Consider the following 17,444-nt stretch of genomic DNA (forward strand, 5'->3'; position numbering starts at 1 on the left):
ATGCAACGAGCCCTCGAACTGACGCTTGCACTTACCCAACAGCATGATGAGGCCGGTCTGTGCGACTGGCTGCTGGAGACGATGCAGGCCGCCTGGCAGCCTCAAGGGATGTTACTGGGTATGGTGGATGTCAGCGGCAGGCAACTGACCTGCCAGGGGCGAGTGCATGAAACGCCGGTGGCGCTGAGTCTGGGCGTGGATGACTTTAGCCACCCGCTGGCTTATGCGCTGCATAAGAATCAGGCGCGCACCTGGGATTCTCTCTATGGCGGTGCCCGTATTGAGCACCGTGAGTTTCGGCAGATGCTGGTTTCTGTCGGAACGAACTGCGGGCTGCATGCGCTGCCGCTGCTGTCGGAGAGCGGTAAACCGCTGGCGGTGCTGGCACTGCTGGATACGCCGACGCGCCTGCAAACGCTGCATCAGCGAGGCGAGTGCGAACGGCTGGCTCAGGTGTTTTGTCGTCAACTTATGCTGCTGCGTGAGCTGGCGCATACCCGGCGGGAGCAGGTCGCGCTGAGAGATTCACTCCGCCAGATTAAGGATGAAGGGCAGAGCCGTCGCGAGCAGGAGAAACGGGTGGAAGCCACGCTGATTGGCCGTTCTATCGTCATTAAAGAGCTGCACCAGCAGATTTATCAGGCGGCAAAACACCGTCTTTCGGTGTTGATTCAGGGCGAAACTGGCTCAGGGAAGGATGTGGTGGCGCGTCTGCTGCATCAGTGTTCCGAACGTGCCGACAAACCTTTTATCGCCATCAACTGCGCGGCGATCCCGGAAAATCTGATTGAAAGCGAGCTGTTTGGCTACCAGAAAGGCGCGTTCTCCGGTGCACAAAGCAACAAGATTGGTCTGGTCGAGCAGGCTAACGGTGGAACCCTGTTTTTGGATGAAGTCGGCGATATGCCGCAGTCCATGCAGGCCAAGCTGTTAAGGGTGCTGGAAACGCATAGCTTCCGTCCCCTCGGTGCGGAGAAAGAAGTGCATTCCGATTTCCGCCTGATTGCCGCGACGCATCAGCCGCTGGAACAGCAGGTGTCTGACGGCGTATTTCGGCAGGATCTCTATCATCGCCTTTGCCAGTGCCTGTTGCAGGTCGCCCCATTGCGCGAGCGGCCGGACGATATTCGTCTGCTGTGCGAGCACTTCATCGGTCAATTCGCAGACAAACAGCAAAAACACGTTGGGCCATTGAACCGCGCTTTCCTGCGCCAACTGGTGGCGTATGACTTTCCCGGCAATGTGCGGGAACTGCGTAATCTGCTGGAAGTCGTCTGCGCACATACGCCGGACGGTGAGGCGCTGTCTCTGACATCGCTGCCGCCGGAACTGCGCGAGCGGCTGACGAGCAGCCCGCCTGAAGAACAGGATCGCTATCAACACATCCACGATTTGCGTATTGCCACACAGCTGTATGAAGCGGCTGTCATTGAGGCACGCCTGCGCCAGTTTCAGGGCAACCGCCTGCTGGTGGCCGATAGCCTCAATATCCCTAAACGCACTCTCGACCACAAATGCCAGAAGCTGGAGGTAAATTGATGTTTCTGACGATGGCACCCCTATTGTTGGCAACTGCTGCGACGCCCGATCCCGCCTGGCAGTCGTTGTGGGAACAGTGTCGCAATGAGACGGCTGCTGAGCTCCGGCTGGCCTGTTATGACGCGCTGGGTCGGGAAGCGGAACGCAGCGGCACGCTGTCCCCACAGAGTGATAACGCCGCGACGGGCGGAACGTTTCAACTGGGACGTGAAGCAGACAGCGGCGATATGACGCTCACCCGCGTACTGGCCGATGGCAATACGCTGGTGATTAGCTGCGCCAGCAATATTACGCACTTGCGCTTAACGCTCAGCGAACCCTGGGCAGGTGAGTCCGTCACATCGCAGTTGGATGGCGTGACGGTGTCCGACAGCTGGTTTATCCGCAATCGTGGGCTGCTGCTGGAGTCGGGGCGTGGCCTGCCGGCGATTGATGCGTTAAAGCGCTGGATTGGGCATCGCGAACTGGTGCTTAACGGCGCGGACGGTCACGCGCTGCGTATCGAACTCGCCGGGCTGGGCGAAGCATTAGCGCCACTGCGTCAGCAGTGTCACTGGTAAAGGAGGCGTTCATGCATGCACATCCCTGGTGTAAACGCCTGCAAACCTCGTTGCCAGATGAGAAGTTACGCGCGGCGGTATTGCCGGACGATCCGCTCTGGGAAAAGGTCGAAACGGAGCTGGTCAAGCTGGGATCGCTGGCGCATAACCAGGTCGACCTTAACGTGGTGGCGGGTTACTGCCTGACCTTGCTGGAAAGCAAAACCAAAGACATGCGGGTACTGGTGCAGCTATTGCGCTGTTTACAGCACCCGGCCAAAGCGACTCCGTTTTCTACTGCGCTGATGCTGCTGGACAGTTGGCTGGAAAATTACTGGGTGCCCGCGTGGCCTGCCAGTCCGGTTCAGAAACAGAAGTTGATGATCCAGATTGTTCGGCGTTTTGAGAGCGCGTTGCCCCGTATTGCAGAAAGTGCATCCAGCGCAGAGCTGGAGCAACTACAGCAGTTAACGGATCAGGTGGCGACTCGCTGGGGCGAACTGGCCAGCGACAAAGCGGCGTTGATGGATGAACTGGTGCAGGGCGTTAAGCGCGCCAGACAGCGACAGCAGGCGCAGGAACAGGCGAATCAGACGGCGAAGCCTGCCCCAGCAGCCAGCGGCAGTGGAAGTGCGGGCGGAAGTGAAACCAGCGCCAGCACGGCCTCGACGCCAGTCAGTTCGGTGGAGATTAATTCATCCGACGAACGCGGTTGGCGGCAAACCCAGTTGAACGTCGCGGCGCTGCTGGTTGAGCGTCATCCCGATTCACCGATGGGTTACCGTCTGCGCCGCCACGCTATCTGGTCCGGCATTGCCACACCGCCAATGTCGTCCAAGGGGAATAAAACCCAGTTGGCGCCCGTCTCGTCGGACCGCGTGGATGAATACCAAAGTGCGCTGGCTCAGGCCGATTTGGCGCTGTGGGAACGCATAGAACAAAGTCTGGTTTTGGCACCTTACTGGTTTGATGGCCATATGTTGTCGGCCTCGGTGGCCTCACGGTTGGGGCATGCTTCCGTCGCGATGGCGATTGCCGAGGAGCTTTCGGCGTTTATTCAGCGTGTGCCGGAGCTGCGTGAACTGGCGTTCAGCGATGGCGCGCCTTTTTTGAGCGGGAAATGCAGCCAGTGGTTGCAGTCTAGCCAGCCCGTTCGCGGCGGCGGTGGGGCGCGGCAGGACGATCTGGCAACGGAGGCTGCGGCCTGTCGGGACGAGAAAGGCATTGGGGCGGCGATGCAGCTATTGGATGAACGCATGCGTCGCCTGAAAGAACCGCGTGACCGCTTTTATGCCGAGTTGGTACTGGCGGATTTACTCGCCGAAGAAGGGATGAAATCACTGGCAGCACAGCACTATCAGCACATGTGGCAGGAAAGCCAACAATTGGGCCTGATGCAATGGGAACCGGGAATGGTCAGCCGCGTGGAGCGGTTGGCGGCATCCCGCAAAAAATAAGACATTCGGAGTGAATGGTCACTTATGTTTAAAACAATCATAACCTTTCTACGCAAGCAGTTGCCTAAACTGAAACCCTCCTGGCTACTTTTGGGCGTGCTGCTGTGGGTCGTCGTGTTGGTTCTGGCCTGGTGGCTAGGGCCGCGTTTGACGGTGGGCGAGTCGCGTCCATTACAGGGAATTTGGGGCCGCGTGGTGTTCACGCTGGTTTGGCTGTGGCTGGCGTTCTCCTACAGCGCCTGGATGGTCTGGCGTCGTGTACAGCAGATGCGGGCGGAGCGTCATGAACAGCAGGTGATTGAACAGGATCCCTTGCAGGTGTATGTCGACAGCCAGCAGACGTTTCTCGACCGCTGGCTGGAGGCGTTTCAGACCCAGTTGGGGAAAAGAGCGCTATATGCGATGCCCTGGTATCTGACGATTGGTCTGGCTGGCAGCGGGAAAAGTAGCCTGATCCATCGCGCTAATCCGGCAAACAAAATGAATCCGAAGCTGGATGCGGAGCTGCGAGACGTGGCGGCAGGCCAGCAGGTGAGCAGTTGGGTCGGTGAATCCGCGGTGATTTGGGATCCCAGCGGACAGCTACTTGCCCAGCCTGAGCTGGAAGGCGATTCGCTCGGACAGCGTCATGCTCGACTGTGGCAGCACCTGTTGCAGTGGCTCAGTGAAAACCGCCGCCGCCAGCCGCTCAACGGTTTGGTGCTCACGCTGGATATTTCCTGGCTGGCACAGGCTGGCGTCGCCGATCGCAAAGCCTACGCGCAGGTGATGCGTGCTCGCTTGCAGGAAATTTCCGTCAACATCAATACGCGCTTACCGGTGTACATCGCACTGACCCGGCTGGATATGCTGAGCGGCTTCGATAAGGTTTATCGCCAGTTGAACCGCGAGGCGCGTCAGGCCGTATTAGGGGTGACGTTTACGCCGCAGGCGAGCAACAGCAAAGGCTGGTTAGAAGAGCTGGAGCGTTTCTGGGACGAGTGGGTCACGCACCTGAATGACAACCTGCCGGACATGCTACTGACGCAATCCGACAGAAGTGTGCGCAATTCGCTGTTCTCGTTCGTTCGCCAGTTGGCTGGGGTGAAAGATTACGTGATGGAAGTGCTGACGGAAACGTTAGCGACGGGCGAAGATCGCGCGTTCCTGATCCGCGGTGTCTACGTCAGCTCGGTCTATCAACAAGGGGTGCCATTCGATGCCTTTGCGCAGTCGGCTTCCCGACGCTATCAACTGCCAGAGCCGATCAACCCTGCGCTGCGCGGTGAATCGAATACGTTCTTTGTGCAGCGTCTTTTCCCTGACGTCATTTTCCCAGAGGCCAGTCTGGCAGGGGAAAACCGGCTGCATAGCCTCTATCGCCGACGTCGGCTGAGCATCGGCGTGGGCTGCATGCTGCTCGCGAGTCTGGCACTGATTGGTAGCTGGCACCATTTCTATCGGGTCAATGAAGAAGCCGGGCGTAACGTCCTGACGAAAGCACAGGCCTTTATCGGCACCAATGAGCTGGAAGGCCAGCAGGGCTACGGCTATCAGCAACTGCCGCGTCTGAATTTGATTCGCGATGCGACCTTATCCTTTGGTAATTACCATGAGCGCACGCCGCTGCTGGCCGATCTTGGCCTGTATCAGGGCGACAAGATTGGGCCTCATGTTGAAGGCACCTATCTGCAAATGCTGAATCAGCGCTTTCTCCCGGCGGTGATGCAAGGGCTGCTGGAAGATCTGAATCAGGCACCTGCCAATAGTGAGCAAAAGCTGACGATTCTGCGCGTGATGCGGATGCTGGATGATGCGTCAGGGCGCAATAAAACGCTGGTCGAACAGTTTATGGCGCAGCGTTGGCAGAAGGAATTTCCCGGACAGGGCAACGTGCAGGAACAGCTGATGCAGCATCTGGATTACGCCCTTGAGCACACCGATTGGCACAAGGCACGTGAGCAGAAAGACGCAGTAGCGATCAGCACGTTTGCACCTTTTAGTCAGCCGATTACGCTGGCTCAGCAGGAACTGAGCAAGCTGCCGATGTATCAGCGCGTTTATCAGAGTCTGGTGATGAAGGCGACGCAGGTGCTACCGCCAGATTTAGCGATTCGTGATGAAGTCGGCCCGACCTTTGATCCGGTGTTTTCCCTGCGTAATGACAAAGCGGGAAGCGTGCCTCGGCTGCTGACGTATCCCGGCTTTAGCGACTATTACCTCAAGCAGGACAAAGCGCTGTTAGAGCTGACGGCGCTGGACGCCTGGGTGCTGGGACAGCGTGAACGTGCGCAGTTCAGCGAGGCCGATCGGCGGGAAATTCTGCGTCAGGTAAATGACCGCTACATTACGGATTACATCAACCAGTGGCAGAAAGTGCTGGCGAACATTGACGTGCAGACGCTCGATACGCCGGAGCAGGCGCTCGATATTCTCACGGATATTACCGGCAACGATCAGCCTTTCCAGCGCGTGCTGACTACGGTCAGTGACAACACCCGTATCCGTAAGCTGTCCGATGATGACAACGACACCGCGCAGAGTATTAACACGCGTACCGGTCGTCCGTTTATGACCATCAATGCGGCGCTGAGCGGACGCGGAGAGCAGGGGCCGCTGGTGCAAGAGGTCAATCAGAAGCTGACGGATCTCTATCACTATCTCGATCAGATCGTTAACGCGACCGATCCGGGACAGGCGGCGTTGAAAGCGGTACAGGCGCGGCAGGGGAATAAATTTGCCGATCCGGTATTCGCCTTACAGCAATACGCCCGCAGCCTTCCCGCACCGCTGGATCGTTGGGTAGGGCAATTAGCCGGAGAGAGCGCCAGTCTGGTGACCGGGCTGGCGATGTCGTCGCTGAATCAGGAATGGCTGGATAAGGTCGTGACGCCATTCAATGAGAAGCTGGCAGATCGTTACCCTTTCGATCCGTCATCGAACAAAGATGTGCCGCTATCGGAAATGGAAATGTTCTTCATGACTGGCGGGACGCTGGACAACTTCTATCAGACCAACCTCAAGGCGATGATGGAAAGCGGCATGCTGGAAGAAGGCATGGCATCGCCTCTGCAGGCTGAATTGGTGAAACAGCTTGAACGCGCGACTCGCATCCGCCAGACCCTGTTTAATGCGCAGGGCAGCCTGGAAGTACATTTCGTTCTGGAACCGTTGGAACTGACGGCGAACAAGCGCCGGAGTGTGCTGAATCTGGACGGACAGTTGCTGGAATACAGCCACGGTCGTCGCCAGAAAACGCCGTTGGTGTGGCCAAACAGTATGCGTGACGGTGCAGAAAGTAAGCTGACGCTGGTGCCGGACGATCGTGAGCGTTCGCCGCGCAGCCTGAGCTTTAGCGGGCCGTGGGCGATGTTCCGGTTAATCAATAGCGATCAGCTGACTCAGGTGAATGAGAACACCTTTGACGTGCGCTTCTCGCTGGAGAACGGAGCGATGACCTATCGCGTTTATACCGATGCCAGCCATAACCCGTTTGCCGGTGGTCTGTTCAGCCAGTTCACGCTGCCTGACTCGCTTTATTAATTAACTCTCGGGAGCCTGCCTAGGCTCCCTATTGCTGGATGATGTGATATGCAAGATGCACAACAGGCCCTGAAAGTAGGCCGAGATCCACGGATGCTGCCGGAGTTTGACGCACTTCGGGCGGAAATTAACAAGTTGAGTCACGCGTCGCGTCCTGATGTGGACTGGATGCTGGTGCACGATATGGCCACCACCATCTTTGAAAAGCAGGGCGTGGATCTCCAGACCGCGATCTACTTTACGCTGGCGCGTTCGCGGCTGGCGGGATTGACCGGCTTCACGGAAAGCTGTGAGTTTCTGGCGAATTTGATCGTCACGCAGTGGGATAACTTCTGGCCGCCGGTCCATCAGGAACGGGCGCGTATCGAGATGCTGGACTGGTTTATTGCTCGCATCAGCGAAGTGGTACGTCAATACGCCATCAGCCATGAACACAAGCGGCTGGTTTACCGTTGCGAACGTGCGCTGCAATTGATGAGTGAAAAGCTGCATAACTCGGGGCTGAGCCGCATTCCTCGTGTCGAGAATCTGCTGCACTTTGTCGAAGGCTATACCCATTTGTTTGATGAAACCGAGATTGTCATTGTGTCGGACGATCAAGAACTGAAAAAGCAGGATATGCAGATTCCACCCATGGTGTTCTTTCATTCAGACATGGAACCCGGCGCGACGGTGCAAAGCGGTGGGTCATCAGGCTCGGGTCAGGCTGCTCTGCCTGCGGGCAGCATTCTCATCGGACGGGAGAAAGGGCAAATGAAACCGACGGTATTGAAAATTGAGGCGCATAAAAAGCAGAAGCCAGCCTGGTTCTGGTTTGTCTCCGGGTTGCTGACCTGCGCGTTGCCTGTCGCGGCCATTACAGGTTGGCAGTATTGGCAGGAACAGAAAGCCGATGCGCTGGCGCTATTGCAACAACCGGCGTACGCGTTGCCCGCCGCCCCCGATCATAACGACATTCGCCGGGTACGTATTGCGCTGGGCGAGCAAAAATTGCAGGGCATGGAAGGCGAACTGATTAACCGCTATCAGGCACAGCTGGAGCAGGTGAAAAATGCCTCGCCGTTCTACCTGTATCAATACGGCAACGGCTTGAAAAACGTGATGCAGCAACTCTATCCCGATTCGCTGGCGGTGAAGGAAATGGAACGCCAGTGGCAGATTGCGCTTGAACGTCAGCAGGGCGATGAACCAAAAACACGCGGGTACGAACAGGCCCGCGCCAGAGTCAATGATACGTTGCAGCAACTGCTGGAACTGGAGCGGCAGCGCCGGACGGTGACGATTTCCTATCTGAAATCAAAGCTCTACGATATGCAAAAAGACCTGATATCGGACGTTCCCTTCGGGATACGGCTACGGGAGCTTGAGGCGCGTAAAACCAAGAGCCAGTCGCTGACGCCAGCAGAGCTACGTGCGATGGAAGACGAACTGCGCGCCTTCAACGTTCGCTTGTACCGTTTGCAGCAGGGTAATTCTGCCAGCTGATTATCGTGAAGGGAAAAACGCTGGGCACATGATGAAATACAAAAAATTAGTGATAGTCCTGTCGGCCTGTTGGCTGGCGTCATGTCAGGCGCCGGTCACGTCGCTGTCTGAAACAGAACTGGCGGCGTCAGCGAATCGGGGAAACGGCGAAGCGCAATATCAACTGGCAAAGACGCTAGCCACGCGTTCACAGTACACCGAAGCGATGCAGTGGATGCAGAAGGCGTCTGGCTTGTCTGAGCTTCCGGGCAATCAGGAATTGCGCGCGGCCGCTGCACTTCAGGTTGGCGACTGGTATCAGGCTGGGTTGGGGGCGCCCAAGAACAGTCCGTCTGCTCGCCAGTGGTGGACAACGTCCTCACGTCTGGGAAATGGCGAAGCGGGGCATCGGCTAGGCATGGACTGTCAGGTTCAGCATCAGGGAAAGCTGGTGGCGGCCTGCCTGAGTGCATTTGAATCCTCTGCGGCAAATGGCTATCCGCCCGCGCAACTGATCGTTGCCCAGTGGCACGCGACACATACAGGCGGCGAAAAAGATGCCGTATCGTGGCTGCTGAAAGCCTCTGAGCTCGGCAATCGAGATGCGCAGTATCAGTTGGCGCAGCGCTACGAGCAGGGTAAAGGTGTGGTTATCCGTCGCGATCTGGCCGAACGTTGGTATTTCCGTGCGGCGACGCTGGGTCAGGCACAGGCGCAGCTGTGGATGGCGCGACACGAAGACGGAGAAAATGCGTTGAACTGGTATCAAAAATCCGCGTCATCAGGTGATGCCGAAGCACAGCTTTGGCTGGGCAAGGCATACCGTGAAGGTAAGCGCTTACCTTGGGATGAGCAAAAGGCGCGTTATTGGCTGGAGCGCGCCGCGTCTGGCGGATCGGGCGAGGCCGATTATTTGCTCAGCCAGATCCAGACAACCCATGAAAAGCGCGAACAGTATCTGGTTCAGGCTTCTTCTGCGGGCTATATCCGTGCGCAACGCGAACTGGGTGAGCGGTTATTTACAGCGAGCGAGTTCGCGCGTGCGCGTGAAGAATATGCCAAAGCGGCATCAGCAGGAGACACTGAATCCCGTCTGGCCTATGGCGAGATGCTACGGCTGGGACAAGGCGGCAAAGAGGATTATGTTGAGGCGATGAAGCAGTACCGTCTGGCGGCGAATGACGGTAACCGTATGGCTCAATATCGTATGGGGATGATGCGTCAGGATGGGCTGGGTGCCTCCCGCAATCGTATTCATGCTTACGCCTGGTACGCGATGGCGGCGACGGAGGGGATGAGCGAAGCCATTCATGCGCGGAACGATCTGGAAGCGACGATGCAGCCGGATGAAATCAAAGCCGGACAGCGGTTGGCGATGCACTGGTCATCGGGGAAAACAGAGTAATCCGTGGTGGTGGCTCATCGTGGCGTAAGTCGGATTGTCGTGGAATAAGTCGTGGAATAAAGAGTGGCAATAACAGGCGGGTGTTGCGTGATAGCAACACCCGCGTTTTTGTTTTTATGATTCTTTTCATTACTCTCTTCATTACAGAATGTCCTGACTTTGCCATTCCTTTTTTTCATAAAAACGTAAGTGATCGCTTACTTTTATTGTTATGAAAATGAGCGATTTATCGCCAAATATAGTTTTTTGCTATTAATAAGCACGGTTTCTATCGGCTATTCATTTCATTAATTCATCGCTAACTCAAACTTTCAGAATAACTGCGCATTCTGCGCAACTTCTTGCTCACTTTCTGGTGTAAATCACTTTTTGCGCAATGTCTGCAAACGATTCAGGAAGTCTGCGCAACTTCTTGCTCAAATTTTACTTAAGGGGAGTTTGGGTTAGGGGAATTCCTTTATAAAACATAAAGATAATTTTTGGCATGTGAATTGCTATACAGACGGTGAAGTTACTCATTCTGTTCAATAACTCATTCCGTTCAACAACAAGGAGCAAGATTATGCCAACTCCATGCTATATCAGCATCGAAGGTAAAACTCAGGGCAACATCACCGCGGGTGCTTTCACTTCTGATTCTGTCGGCAACATCTATGTGGAAGGCCACGAAGACGAAATGCTGGTACAGGAATTCAAACACATCGTCACCGTACCAACTGACCCACAGTCTGGTCAGCCGTCCGGCCAGCGTGTGCACAAACCGTTCAAATTCACCGTCGCGCTGAACAAAGCCGTTCCGCTGATGTACAACTCTCTGGCATCTGGCGAAATGCTGCCGACCGTGACCCTGAAATGGTACCGCACGTCGGTTGAAGGTAAGCAAGAGCACTTCTTCTCTACCGTGCTGACCGATGCCACCATCGTGGACATCGACTGCAAAATGCCACATTGCCAGGATCCGTCAAAACTGGACTATACCCAGCTGATCGAAGTGTCGCTGGCCTACCGCAAAATCGATTGGGAGCACACCGTTGCCGGGACTTCCGGTTCCGATGACTGGCGTGCACCGGTCGAAGCGTAATTCCCACCGAACCCGGGCTTGTCCCGGGTTTTCTGCGTTTTTCTCAACGTGATGCTCTATCAACGTGAACTGTGGCGTGAGCAGACTCAGACCACAGCTCAGGTTTTTATTTTAATCAGGATAGCGACGTGCCGCTCCGGGGGAACCCGAGGCGTGCGGTAGCCATGGCAACGGCGAAGGAAGAAGGAGAGGACGGGTGGCAAACAGTACAGGATTACAGTTCACCGTAAAGGTCGGTGCCTTGGAAGCAGGCACTTTCGCGGTGGTGGATTTCAGGCTGGATGAAGGGCTGAACCGGCCTTTTAGCCTGTCGCTGAGTCTGGCGAGCGCGTTGCCGGATGTTGACTTCGGCGCGGTGCTGGACCAGCCGTGCGAGCTGATGATTTGGTATGAAGGCGAACTGAAACGTCGGGTCAGCGGGATTGTCAGTGGCTTCACGCAGGGCGACACCGGATTTCGCCGCACGCGCTATCAGGTGGAAGTCCGTCCAGCCCTGTGGCGACTGGGATTACGCATCAACGCCCGTATCTTTCAGGCGCAGAAGCCGGAAGCGATTATCGGTGCGCTGCTGGAAGAAGCGGGCATTACCGACTACGCCTTTGCGCTGCGTAACGAGCACGCAGTGCGCGAATACTGCGTGCAGTATCGGGAAAGCGATTTAGCCTTTATCACCCGGCTGGCCGCTGAGGAGGGAATGTATTTCTTCCACGAATACGAAGAGGGGAAACACCGGGTGGTGTTTGCCGACGATGCGGGTGCGCTGACCAAAGGCCCCGAGCTGTTCTTCAATCTGGCGACCCAAGGGCTGAGCGAGGGCGAATATGTCCGGCGTTTCCACTACGCGGAACGGGTGAGTACGGCCGAAGTCGAATTGAAAGACTACAGCTTTAAGACGCCGGCTTACGGGCTGTCACACAAGAAAATGAGCGGCGAGCTGGAGCACCAGCGCGAAAGCTACCAGCATTACGACTATCCGGGGCGCTACAAGCAAGACCCGAGCGGCAAGGCGTTCAGCGGCTATCGACTGGATGCACTACGCTCAGGGGCGGTGACGAGCGAAGGAGAATCCAACTGCGCGGGGCTGATGCCGGGCAACACGTTTACGCTGACGGAGCACCCGAATGCGACGCTGAATGCGGTGTGGCAGACGGTGAGCGTGACGCACGTCGGGCAACAGCCGCAGGCGCTGGAAGAGGAAAGCGGCGGCGAACCGACGACCATGAGCAACAGCTTTGCCGTGGTGAAAGGCACGACGACATGGCGTGCTGCCATGCCATACAAACCGATGGTGGATGGCCCGCAAATCGCTACCGTCGTCGGCCCAACGGGGGAAGAGATTTACTGCGACCAGTATGGACGGGTAAAACTGCAATTCCCGTGGGATCGCTACGGTGTAAGCAATGACCAGAGTTCCTGCTGGGTGCGCGTCAGTCAGGGCTGGGCGGGCGGCCAGTACGGCATGATTGCTATCCCGCGTATCGGCCATGAAGTGATCGTCAGTTTCCTCGAAGGCGATCCGGATCAGCCGATTGTGACCGGGCGAACCTTCCACGCGACCAACCCGACGCCGTACGTTTTACCAGCACATAAAACGCGCACGACGCTGCGTACCGATACGCATAAAGGCAGTGGCTTTAACGAACTGCGTTTTGAGGATGAGGCGACGCGTGAACAAATTTACTATCACGCTCAGAAAGATATGGATGGTGTTATCAACAACATCCAGCGACAGAGCGTAGGGCGCGATCAGCACCTCAGCGTGGATCAGGATCAGTTCCAACGGGTCACGCGTCACCGCCACCGAACGATAGGCAAGGATGATTTTGAAAACATCGGTCAGGATCATCATCAGGAAATTGGCCGGAGTTTTATTCAGAAGATTGGTGCTTCGTTCAAACGTTTCATCGGCGGGGGGGAGATTACCCATATCGAAGGGAGCCGTCAGACCACGATGTCAGGCTCTGAAGAGACGCTGATCGGCGCGCATCAGCGAGTTCTGGTCAATACAGACAGCTACCTGAAAGCCGCGGATATCGTGCTGGAAGCGGGGCAGGCACTGACCATCAAAGCGCCTGGTGGCTTTATCAAGATTGATAGCGCGGGCGTCACGATTTCCGGGACGATTGTGAAGATCAACGATGGCGGTGCGGCTGGCGTAGGGACTGCGCCAGTATCAATTACGCCAGAAGACCCGACGAAGCCTACGCTGCCCGATGCGCCAGACAGACGTTAAGGAGGAACTATGCCAGGTGCTGCACGTTTAGGTGACAGTTGCGCGGGGCACGGCTGTTTCCCCGCCACCCCGATTATTGAAGGCAGCGGTGATGTCATTATCAATGGCAAACCGGCCGCCCGTAAAAGCGATGCGGTTTTACTCCACGCTTGCCCCTGCCCGAATGTGCCCCACGGCGTGCACAGTCGTGCTATATCCGCGGGCTCCGGTACGGTCATCATCAATGGAAAGCTGGCGGCGCGTATCGGTGATGCGATCGGCTGCGGCGGCTCGGTTGCTGCTGGCAGTGGGAATGTGATCATTGGCGACTCGCCCTATCAATCCCCGGTGAAACCGTGCGCTGAGCAATCGGCAAAAAGCCGTGCGCCTCTGCTGGCATTGACGCCAATGCTGTTGCCGACGTTAATGGAATGGGCGTCGGTCGCCGAGCTGCCCATTCTTGATGACCTGCTCTCCGTCGCCCAGCGTAAAGATCGTTATCTGGCGCGCGCCAAGCTGGCGACCGAAGCCGCATCGCTGCCGGGGTTAGCCGATGCGGCAAAGCGGCTGGCGTTTAATAACGACAGTATCTTACGCGCAGAAGCGGCCCAGTATGTTTATTCTGTCGATGAATTCCGACGAGGCGTGCTGGATAAACTGCCTAAGGCGCCAGTTGGGCTGGATATTCTGGATACGAGTAAGCTTCCAGGCCTGACAGACAATGATTTTATGGATAAGAAAACAGGGTTTGGTTCCGCTCTGTTCAAATCAGCAATTAATGGCGAAACGATGTTGACCTACCGGGGCACCAATAATGCGGTGACAGGCGTTAAAGACTGGTTGACTAACGCCACTCAGGGTATGGGATTTGAATCAGCGCAGTACAAACAAGCAATGGATCTCGCTACTCAAGTCAAAGATCTGATGCCAAATCCTCCACCTGTTATTGTTGGTCATTCTCTGGGGGGCGGGTTAGCCTCTGCTGCGGTCAGTGTGACAAAACTTCCTGGCTATACGTTCAATGCCGCAGGATTACATGAGAATACTGCCTTGCGAGGTGGTGGTGCGACATTGGCAGAAACAGCGTCATTGATTAAAACACAAGCGGTCGATGGCGAGATATTAACCATGGCACAAACCTACGGTAAGGCTTTGGTTCCAGGTTTATTGTCTGGCGCGGGCGCATTGATTGGCGGAGCCGCTGGTGCGGCGCTTGGGGGAATCATTGGTGTAGCAAAACTGTTGGAAGGGGGCCTGCCGAAAGCAAGCGGTGATATGATGGCACTTCCCGCAGTCGGCGGCTCGCCGATTGCTCGCCACGGTATGGATCAGGTGATTGCGGGTATTGAAAGCCAGAAAAAGGAAGATATCGGGAAGATAACCAATACATTCAGGGGAATATAATGCAATGGTTGGCACGTATAAAATGGTTGGGCGTCGTTATTCTGGGATTATTAACCGCTTGTCAGGCAGGAGGACACAGTATGCGGGCGAGTGAACTTTTTGAACCGCCCGTGGTGGCGGTACTGGAAAGTATTCAAAAAGGTGACGAATCAGCAGCTCGTCATCAGCTGTCGCAGGGCGTTAACCTGAATATTCAGGGAAAAGAAGGCGTCACGCCGCTGCTGTGGCTGATTTATGAGACGAAGGATAAAAAAGCCGTCACGCTGGCGCTTAAACTGGGTGTCGATCCAAACTATAAAGACGGCTTTGGCGACAGCGCAGTCAATTCTGTGGCGGGCGCGAAAGATCCTGACTGGCTTCGCATTATTCTGGATGCAGGTGGAGATCCGAATGCAATTGGTCGTCGTGGTCAGCCTGCAATATTTAGTGCCATTAATGAGCAAAGATGGGCTGATATTAAGCTACTCGTTGAGAAAGGGGCTGATCTGAATTTAGAAGATCAAAATAAAAGAAATAGTGCGCTTTATGCCGCCTATGTAAATGAATACGAAATTGTTTATTGGTTGATTGAGCAGGGCGCAAGTTTCGATACCTATTCTTCAACCGGCAGTAGCCTGGCGTGGCGTGTACACGACAGCTTATCCATTATGTCTCCTAAATCGCCTCACTACCCTTGGGCATTAAAGGTAAAACAGCTGTTACTGGATCGCGGCGTCAAATTCCCACCGCTATCACCTGCTGAAGTTCGGGAACGCTGGAAAAAAGGACTGCCAGTCTAGTTTTATTTTGATTCTCCGTTTTATTATCCATTTTGCGTTATAAAAATAAACGGCATGTCTCGACCTGATAATCTGCGTGATTATTGGGTCGTTGCTGCTGTTATGAATACACGCTCATCGTATTAAAAATTATCTCATTTATTTACAGGCAAATAACGATGATGGCAAACGGTTATACCCTGTTTGAAATCAGCCAGTTTAATGCGCCGTTGTTCGCTATTATCTCGCCGTTGAGTTATCCCCAATTACCTGAGTATTGGCAGGCTTTTCAACCTGCGGCGTCAGATATATGGCAACCGTTGCATTTTGGCAAAGATGCCGAAAACTGGCAGATGTGGGCGCCTATTGTGGTGAAAATAGAAGAAGGCAAACCAGGAGAAACACTGCTGCACTGGCTGACTGAGACACAGCCGGAGCGGCATAGTGGCGTAATTCTCATGCATGGTGAACTGACATTGCAGCAGGTGGCTGATTTTTGGCAGCAGCGCATTTCCTGTCTCTGGCCTGATGGCACTAAAGCGCTATTTCGTAGCTATGTACCAGACATTTTATCGGCCTGGTGGTCCACTCTGGATCTTGCTGCACAAACGGATTTTCTCGGCCCGCTGAATAATCTGTATTTGCCCATTGTGAAGAGCGAACGTGGGGAATATCAGCTATTCGCACAGCAGGATGTTAATAAAGAAAACAAGAGCGACATTAATCAAACGTACCACATTACTTTAACGCACTATCAATATTACCTTCTCGCTAATGATAATCGCCTGCACCGACTAGCGAATGAGCTATTTCTTTTTGTCAGTGCACAATGTGTTTTTCCTCTAGATATTGAAATAGTAAAAACACGCTTTATTAGCGGCATTGTATTAGCCGGGAACTATTATCCGAAAGCCAGCGAAGCGGAATGTGAAGCCTGGTCTGCTCATCGCTGGGTGCTCGGCAGCGAATTCTATTTACACCCGATTTTTATTCATCTGACTGAACGTTATTCGATCGCGGACAGTATTCGGATTTTTAAATCTGAGCCTGAACGTATTGAGAGTGTGCAGCTTAATTACCATCGCCCCGGTTGGATGCGGGGAGAGTTACCTGACATACCGGAGGTCACGCTGTGAGTGTATCGCAACCTTTCCTTGAACTGCTGCCGGAAGATGACGCCGTCTGGCAAACGCGTATCGCTCAGGGCGGCTGTTTTGTTATCGCCGAAGCGTCGATGAACGATGCTGTGCCGTGGCTGGCCGAACGCTGGGGGGGCAGCCTGGAACAGACGCGTTTGTACTGGGGAGAAGCGGGGCGCGTTCATGCCTCGGTATCACCCTATTGCATCCCGCTTAATGTCGCCAACTGGTCGCAGGTGAAAGAACACATCATCACTCAACCGGGCTGGGGAATGGGGCTACAGCTGGAATGGTTTATGCAGGCATATTCACCGCTCGATCAACTGCTTGAGGTCACGAAGCATCTGCGGCAGTGGAGCCTGGTGACTTCACCTTCTGGGGAGAATGCCATCCTGCGCGTAGGCGACTGGCAGGTGGTGAATCAGCTGTTATCCGCCAGTTCCGCACAAGAAGCCTGTGCACTTTATGGCCCAATAGCCAGCTTCTGCGACATTTCCCCTGACGGCGCGGTACGTGCCTTAAACCTTACCACCCGCGAACCACACACTATTCCAGACATCCTGCCGCGCCAACTGAGCGCTGAACAATGGCAAGCCATTATAGTGCCCTATGAACATCACAATCTGGCGCGCTATAGCGAGCATCTGCGTGCTTACCATGCTGACTGGCAGAACGCGCCTGATGATGAACTACAGGCGTTTACCCATCAGCAGGCGGAACAGGCGAGGAACAGCGGCTTTAACAACGACCGCGATATCGTGCGCTGGCTGGCACTGGCGACGGAGCTCTCGCCGGAATTCATGCATCAGCCCTGGGCAAAAAATATTCTGATACAGCCTGAATACCTTGGCACGCAAAGCCGTATGGATCGCCTGTATCAGGCCGCTATTGACCACCTGGACGAAGCATAAAATAAAAAGGACG

Annotated in this window: 12 protein-coding genes; all 12 read left to right on the top strand. The window is 55.2% G+C overall.

Annotated features, from left to right (window positions below):
- Nucleotides 1-1,539: a sigma-54 interaction domain-containing protein gene (locus QWJ20_RS20745; RefSeq protein ID WP_433993360.1), complete on the top strand. Its 1,539-nt coding sequence runs from the start codon at nt 1-3 to the stop codon at nt 1,537-1,539.
- Nucleotides 1,539-2,099: a type VI secretion system-associated protein VasI gene (vasI, locus tag QWJ20_RS20750; RefSeq protein ID WP_174878594.1), complete on the top strand. Its 561-nt coding sequence runs from the start codon at nt 1,539-1,541 to the stop codon at nt 2,097-2,099. Before QWJ20_RS20745 ends, vasI begins: the two co-directional genes overlap by 1 nt.
- 11 nt (nt 2,100-2,110) lie before the next feature.
- Complete coding sequence (gene tssA / locus QWJ20_RS20755) at nt 2,111-3,535, top strand: type VI secretion system protein TssA (protein ID WP_433993361.1); 1,425 nt, start codon at nt 2,111-2,113, stop codon at nt 3,533-3,535.
- Nucleotides 3,536-3,559: 24 nt separating this feature from the next.
- Entirely contained in the window at nt 3,560-7,057 is a 3,498-nt protein-coding gene (tssM, locus tag QWJ20_RS20760) for a type VI secretion system membrane subunit TssM (RefSeq protein ID WP_433993362.1), read from the top strand.
- A gap of 48 nt (nt 7,058-7,105) precedes the next feature.
- Entirely contained in the window at nt 7,106-8,542 is a 1,437-nt protein-coding gene (locus QWJ20_RS20765; protein WP_174878597.1) for a VasL domain-containing protein, read from the top strand.
- Nucleotides 8,543-8,570: 28 nt separating this feature from the next.
- Complete coding sequence (locus tag QWJ20_RS20770) at nt 8,571-9,926, top strand: tetratricopeptide repeat protein (RefSeq protein ID WP_433993363.1); 1,356 nt, start codon at nt 8,571-8,573, stop codon at nt 9,924-9,926.
- A gap of 562 nt (nt 9,927-10,488) precedes the next feature.
- Nucleotides 10,489-11,007, top strand: a complete 519-nt coding sequence (locus tag QWJ20_RS20775) for an Hcp family type VI secretion system effector (protein WP_039317969.1) — start codon at nt 10,489-10,491, stop codon at nt 11,005-11,007.
- Between the two features lie 196 nt (nt 11,008-11,203).
- Nucleotides 11,204-13,240 carry a type VI secretion system tip protein VgrG gene (locus QWJ20_RS20780; protein ID WP_433993364.1) on the top strand — a complete coding sequence of 679 codons (2,037 nt, stop codon included), beginning with the start codon at nt 11,204-11,206 and terminating at the stop codon, nt 13,238-13,240.
- 9 nt (nt 13,241-13,249) lie between these two features.
- A complete protein-coding gene (locus tag QWJ20_RS20785; protein WP_433993365.1) occupies nt 13,250-14,623 on the top strand; it encodes a PAAR domain-containing protein in 1,374 nt (457 codons plus the stop codon).
- Nucleotides 14,624-14,703: 80 nt separating this feature from the next.
- A complete protein-coding gene (locus tag QWJ20_RS20790) occupies nt 14,704-15,402 on the top strand; it encodes an ankyrin repeat domain-containing protein (RefSeq protein ID WP_433993380.1) in 699 nt (232 codons plus the stop codon).
- 158 nt (nt 15,403-15,560) lie between these two features.
- Nucleotides 15,561-16,517, top strand: a complete 957-nt coding sequence (locus QWJ20_RS20795) for a DUF4123 domain-containing protein (protein WP_433993366.1) — start codon at nt 15,561-15,563, stop codon at nt 16,515-16,517.
- On the top strand, nt 16,514-17,431 hold the full coding sequence (locus tag QWJ20_RS20800) for a DUF4123 domain-containing protein (protein WP_433993367.1): 918 nt from the start codon (nt 16,514-16,516) through the stop codon (nt 17,429-17,431). The genes QWJ20_RS20795 and QWJ20_RS20800 overlap by 4 nt, the downstream gene beginning before the upstream one ends.
- The last annotated feature ends 13 nt before the right edge of the window (nt 17,432-17,444 follow it).

Source organism: Pectobacterium sp. S5, assembly GCF_051707265.1.
In the GTDB taxonomy this organism is placed as follows: Bacteria; Pseudomonadota; Gammaproteobacteria; order Enterobacterales; family Enterobacteriaceae; genus Pectobacterium; species Pectobacterium polare.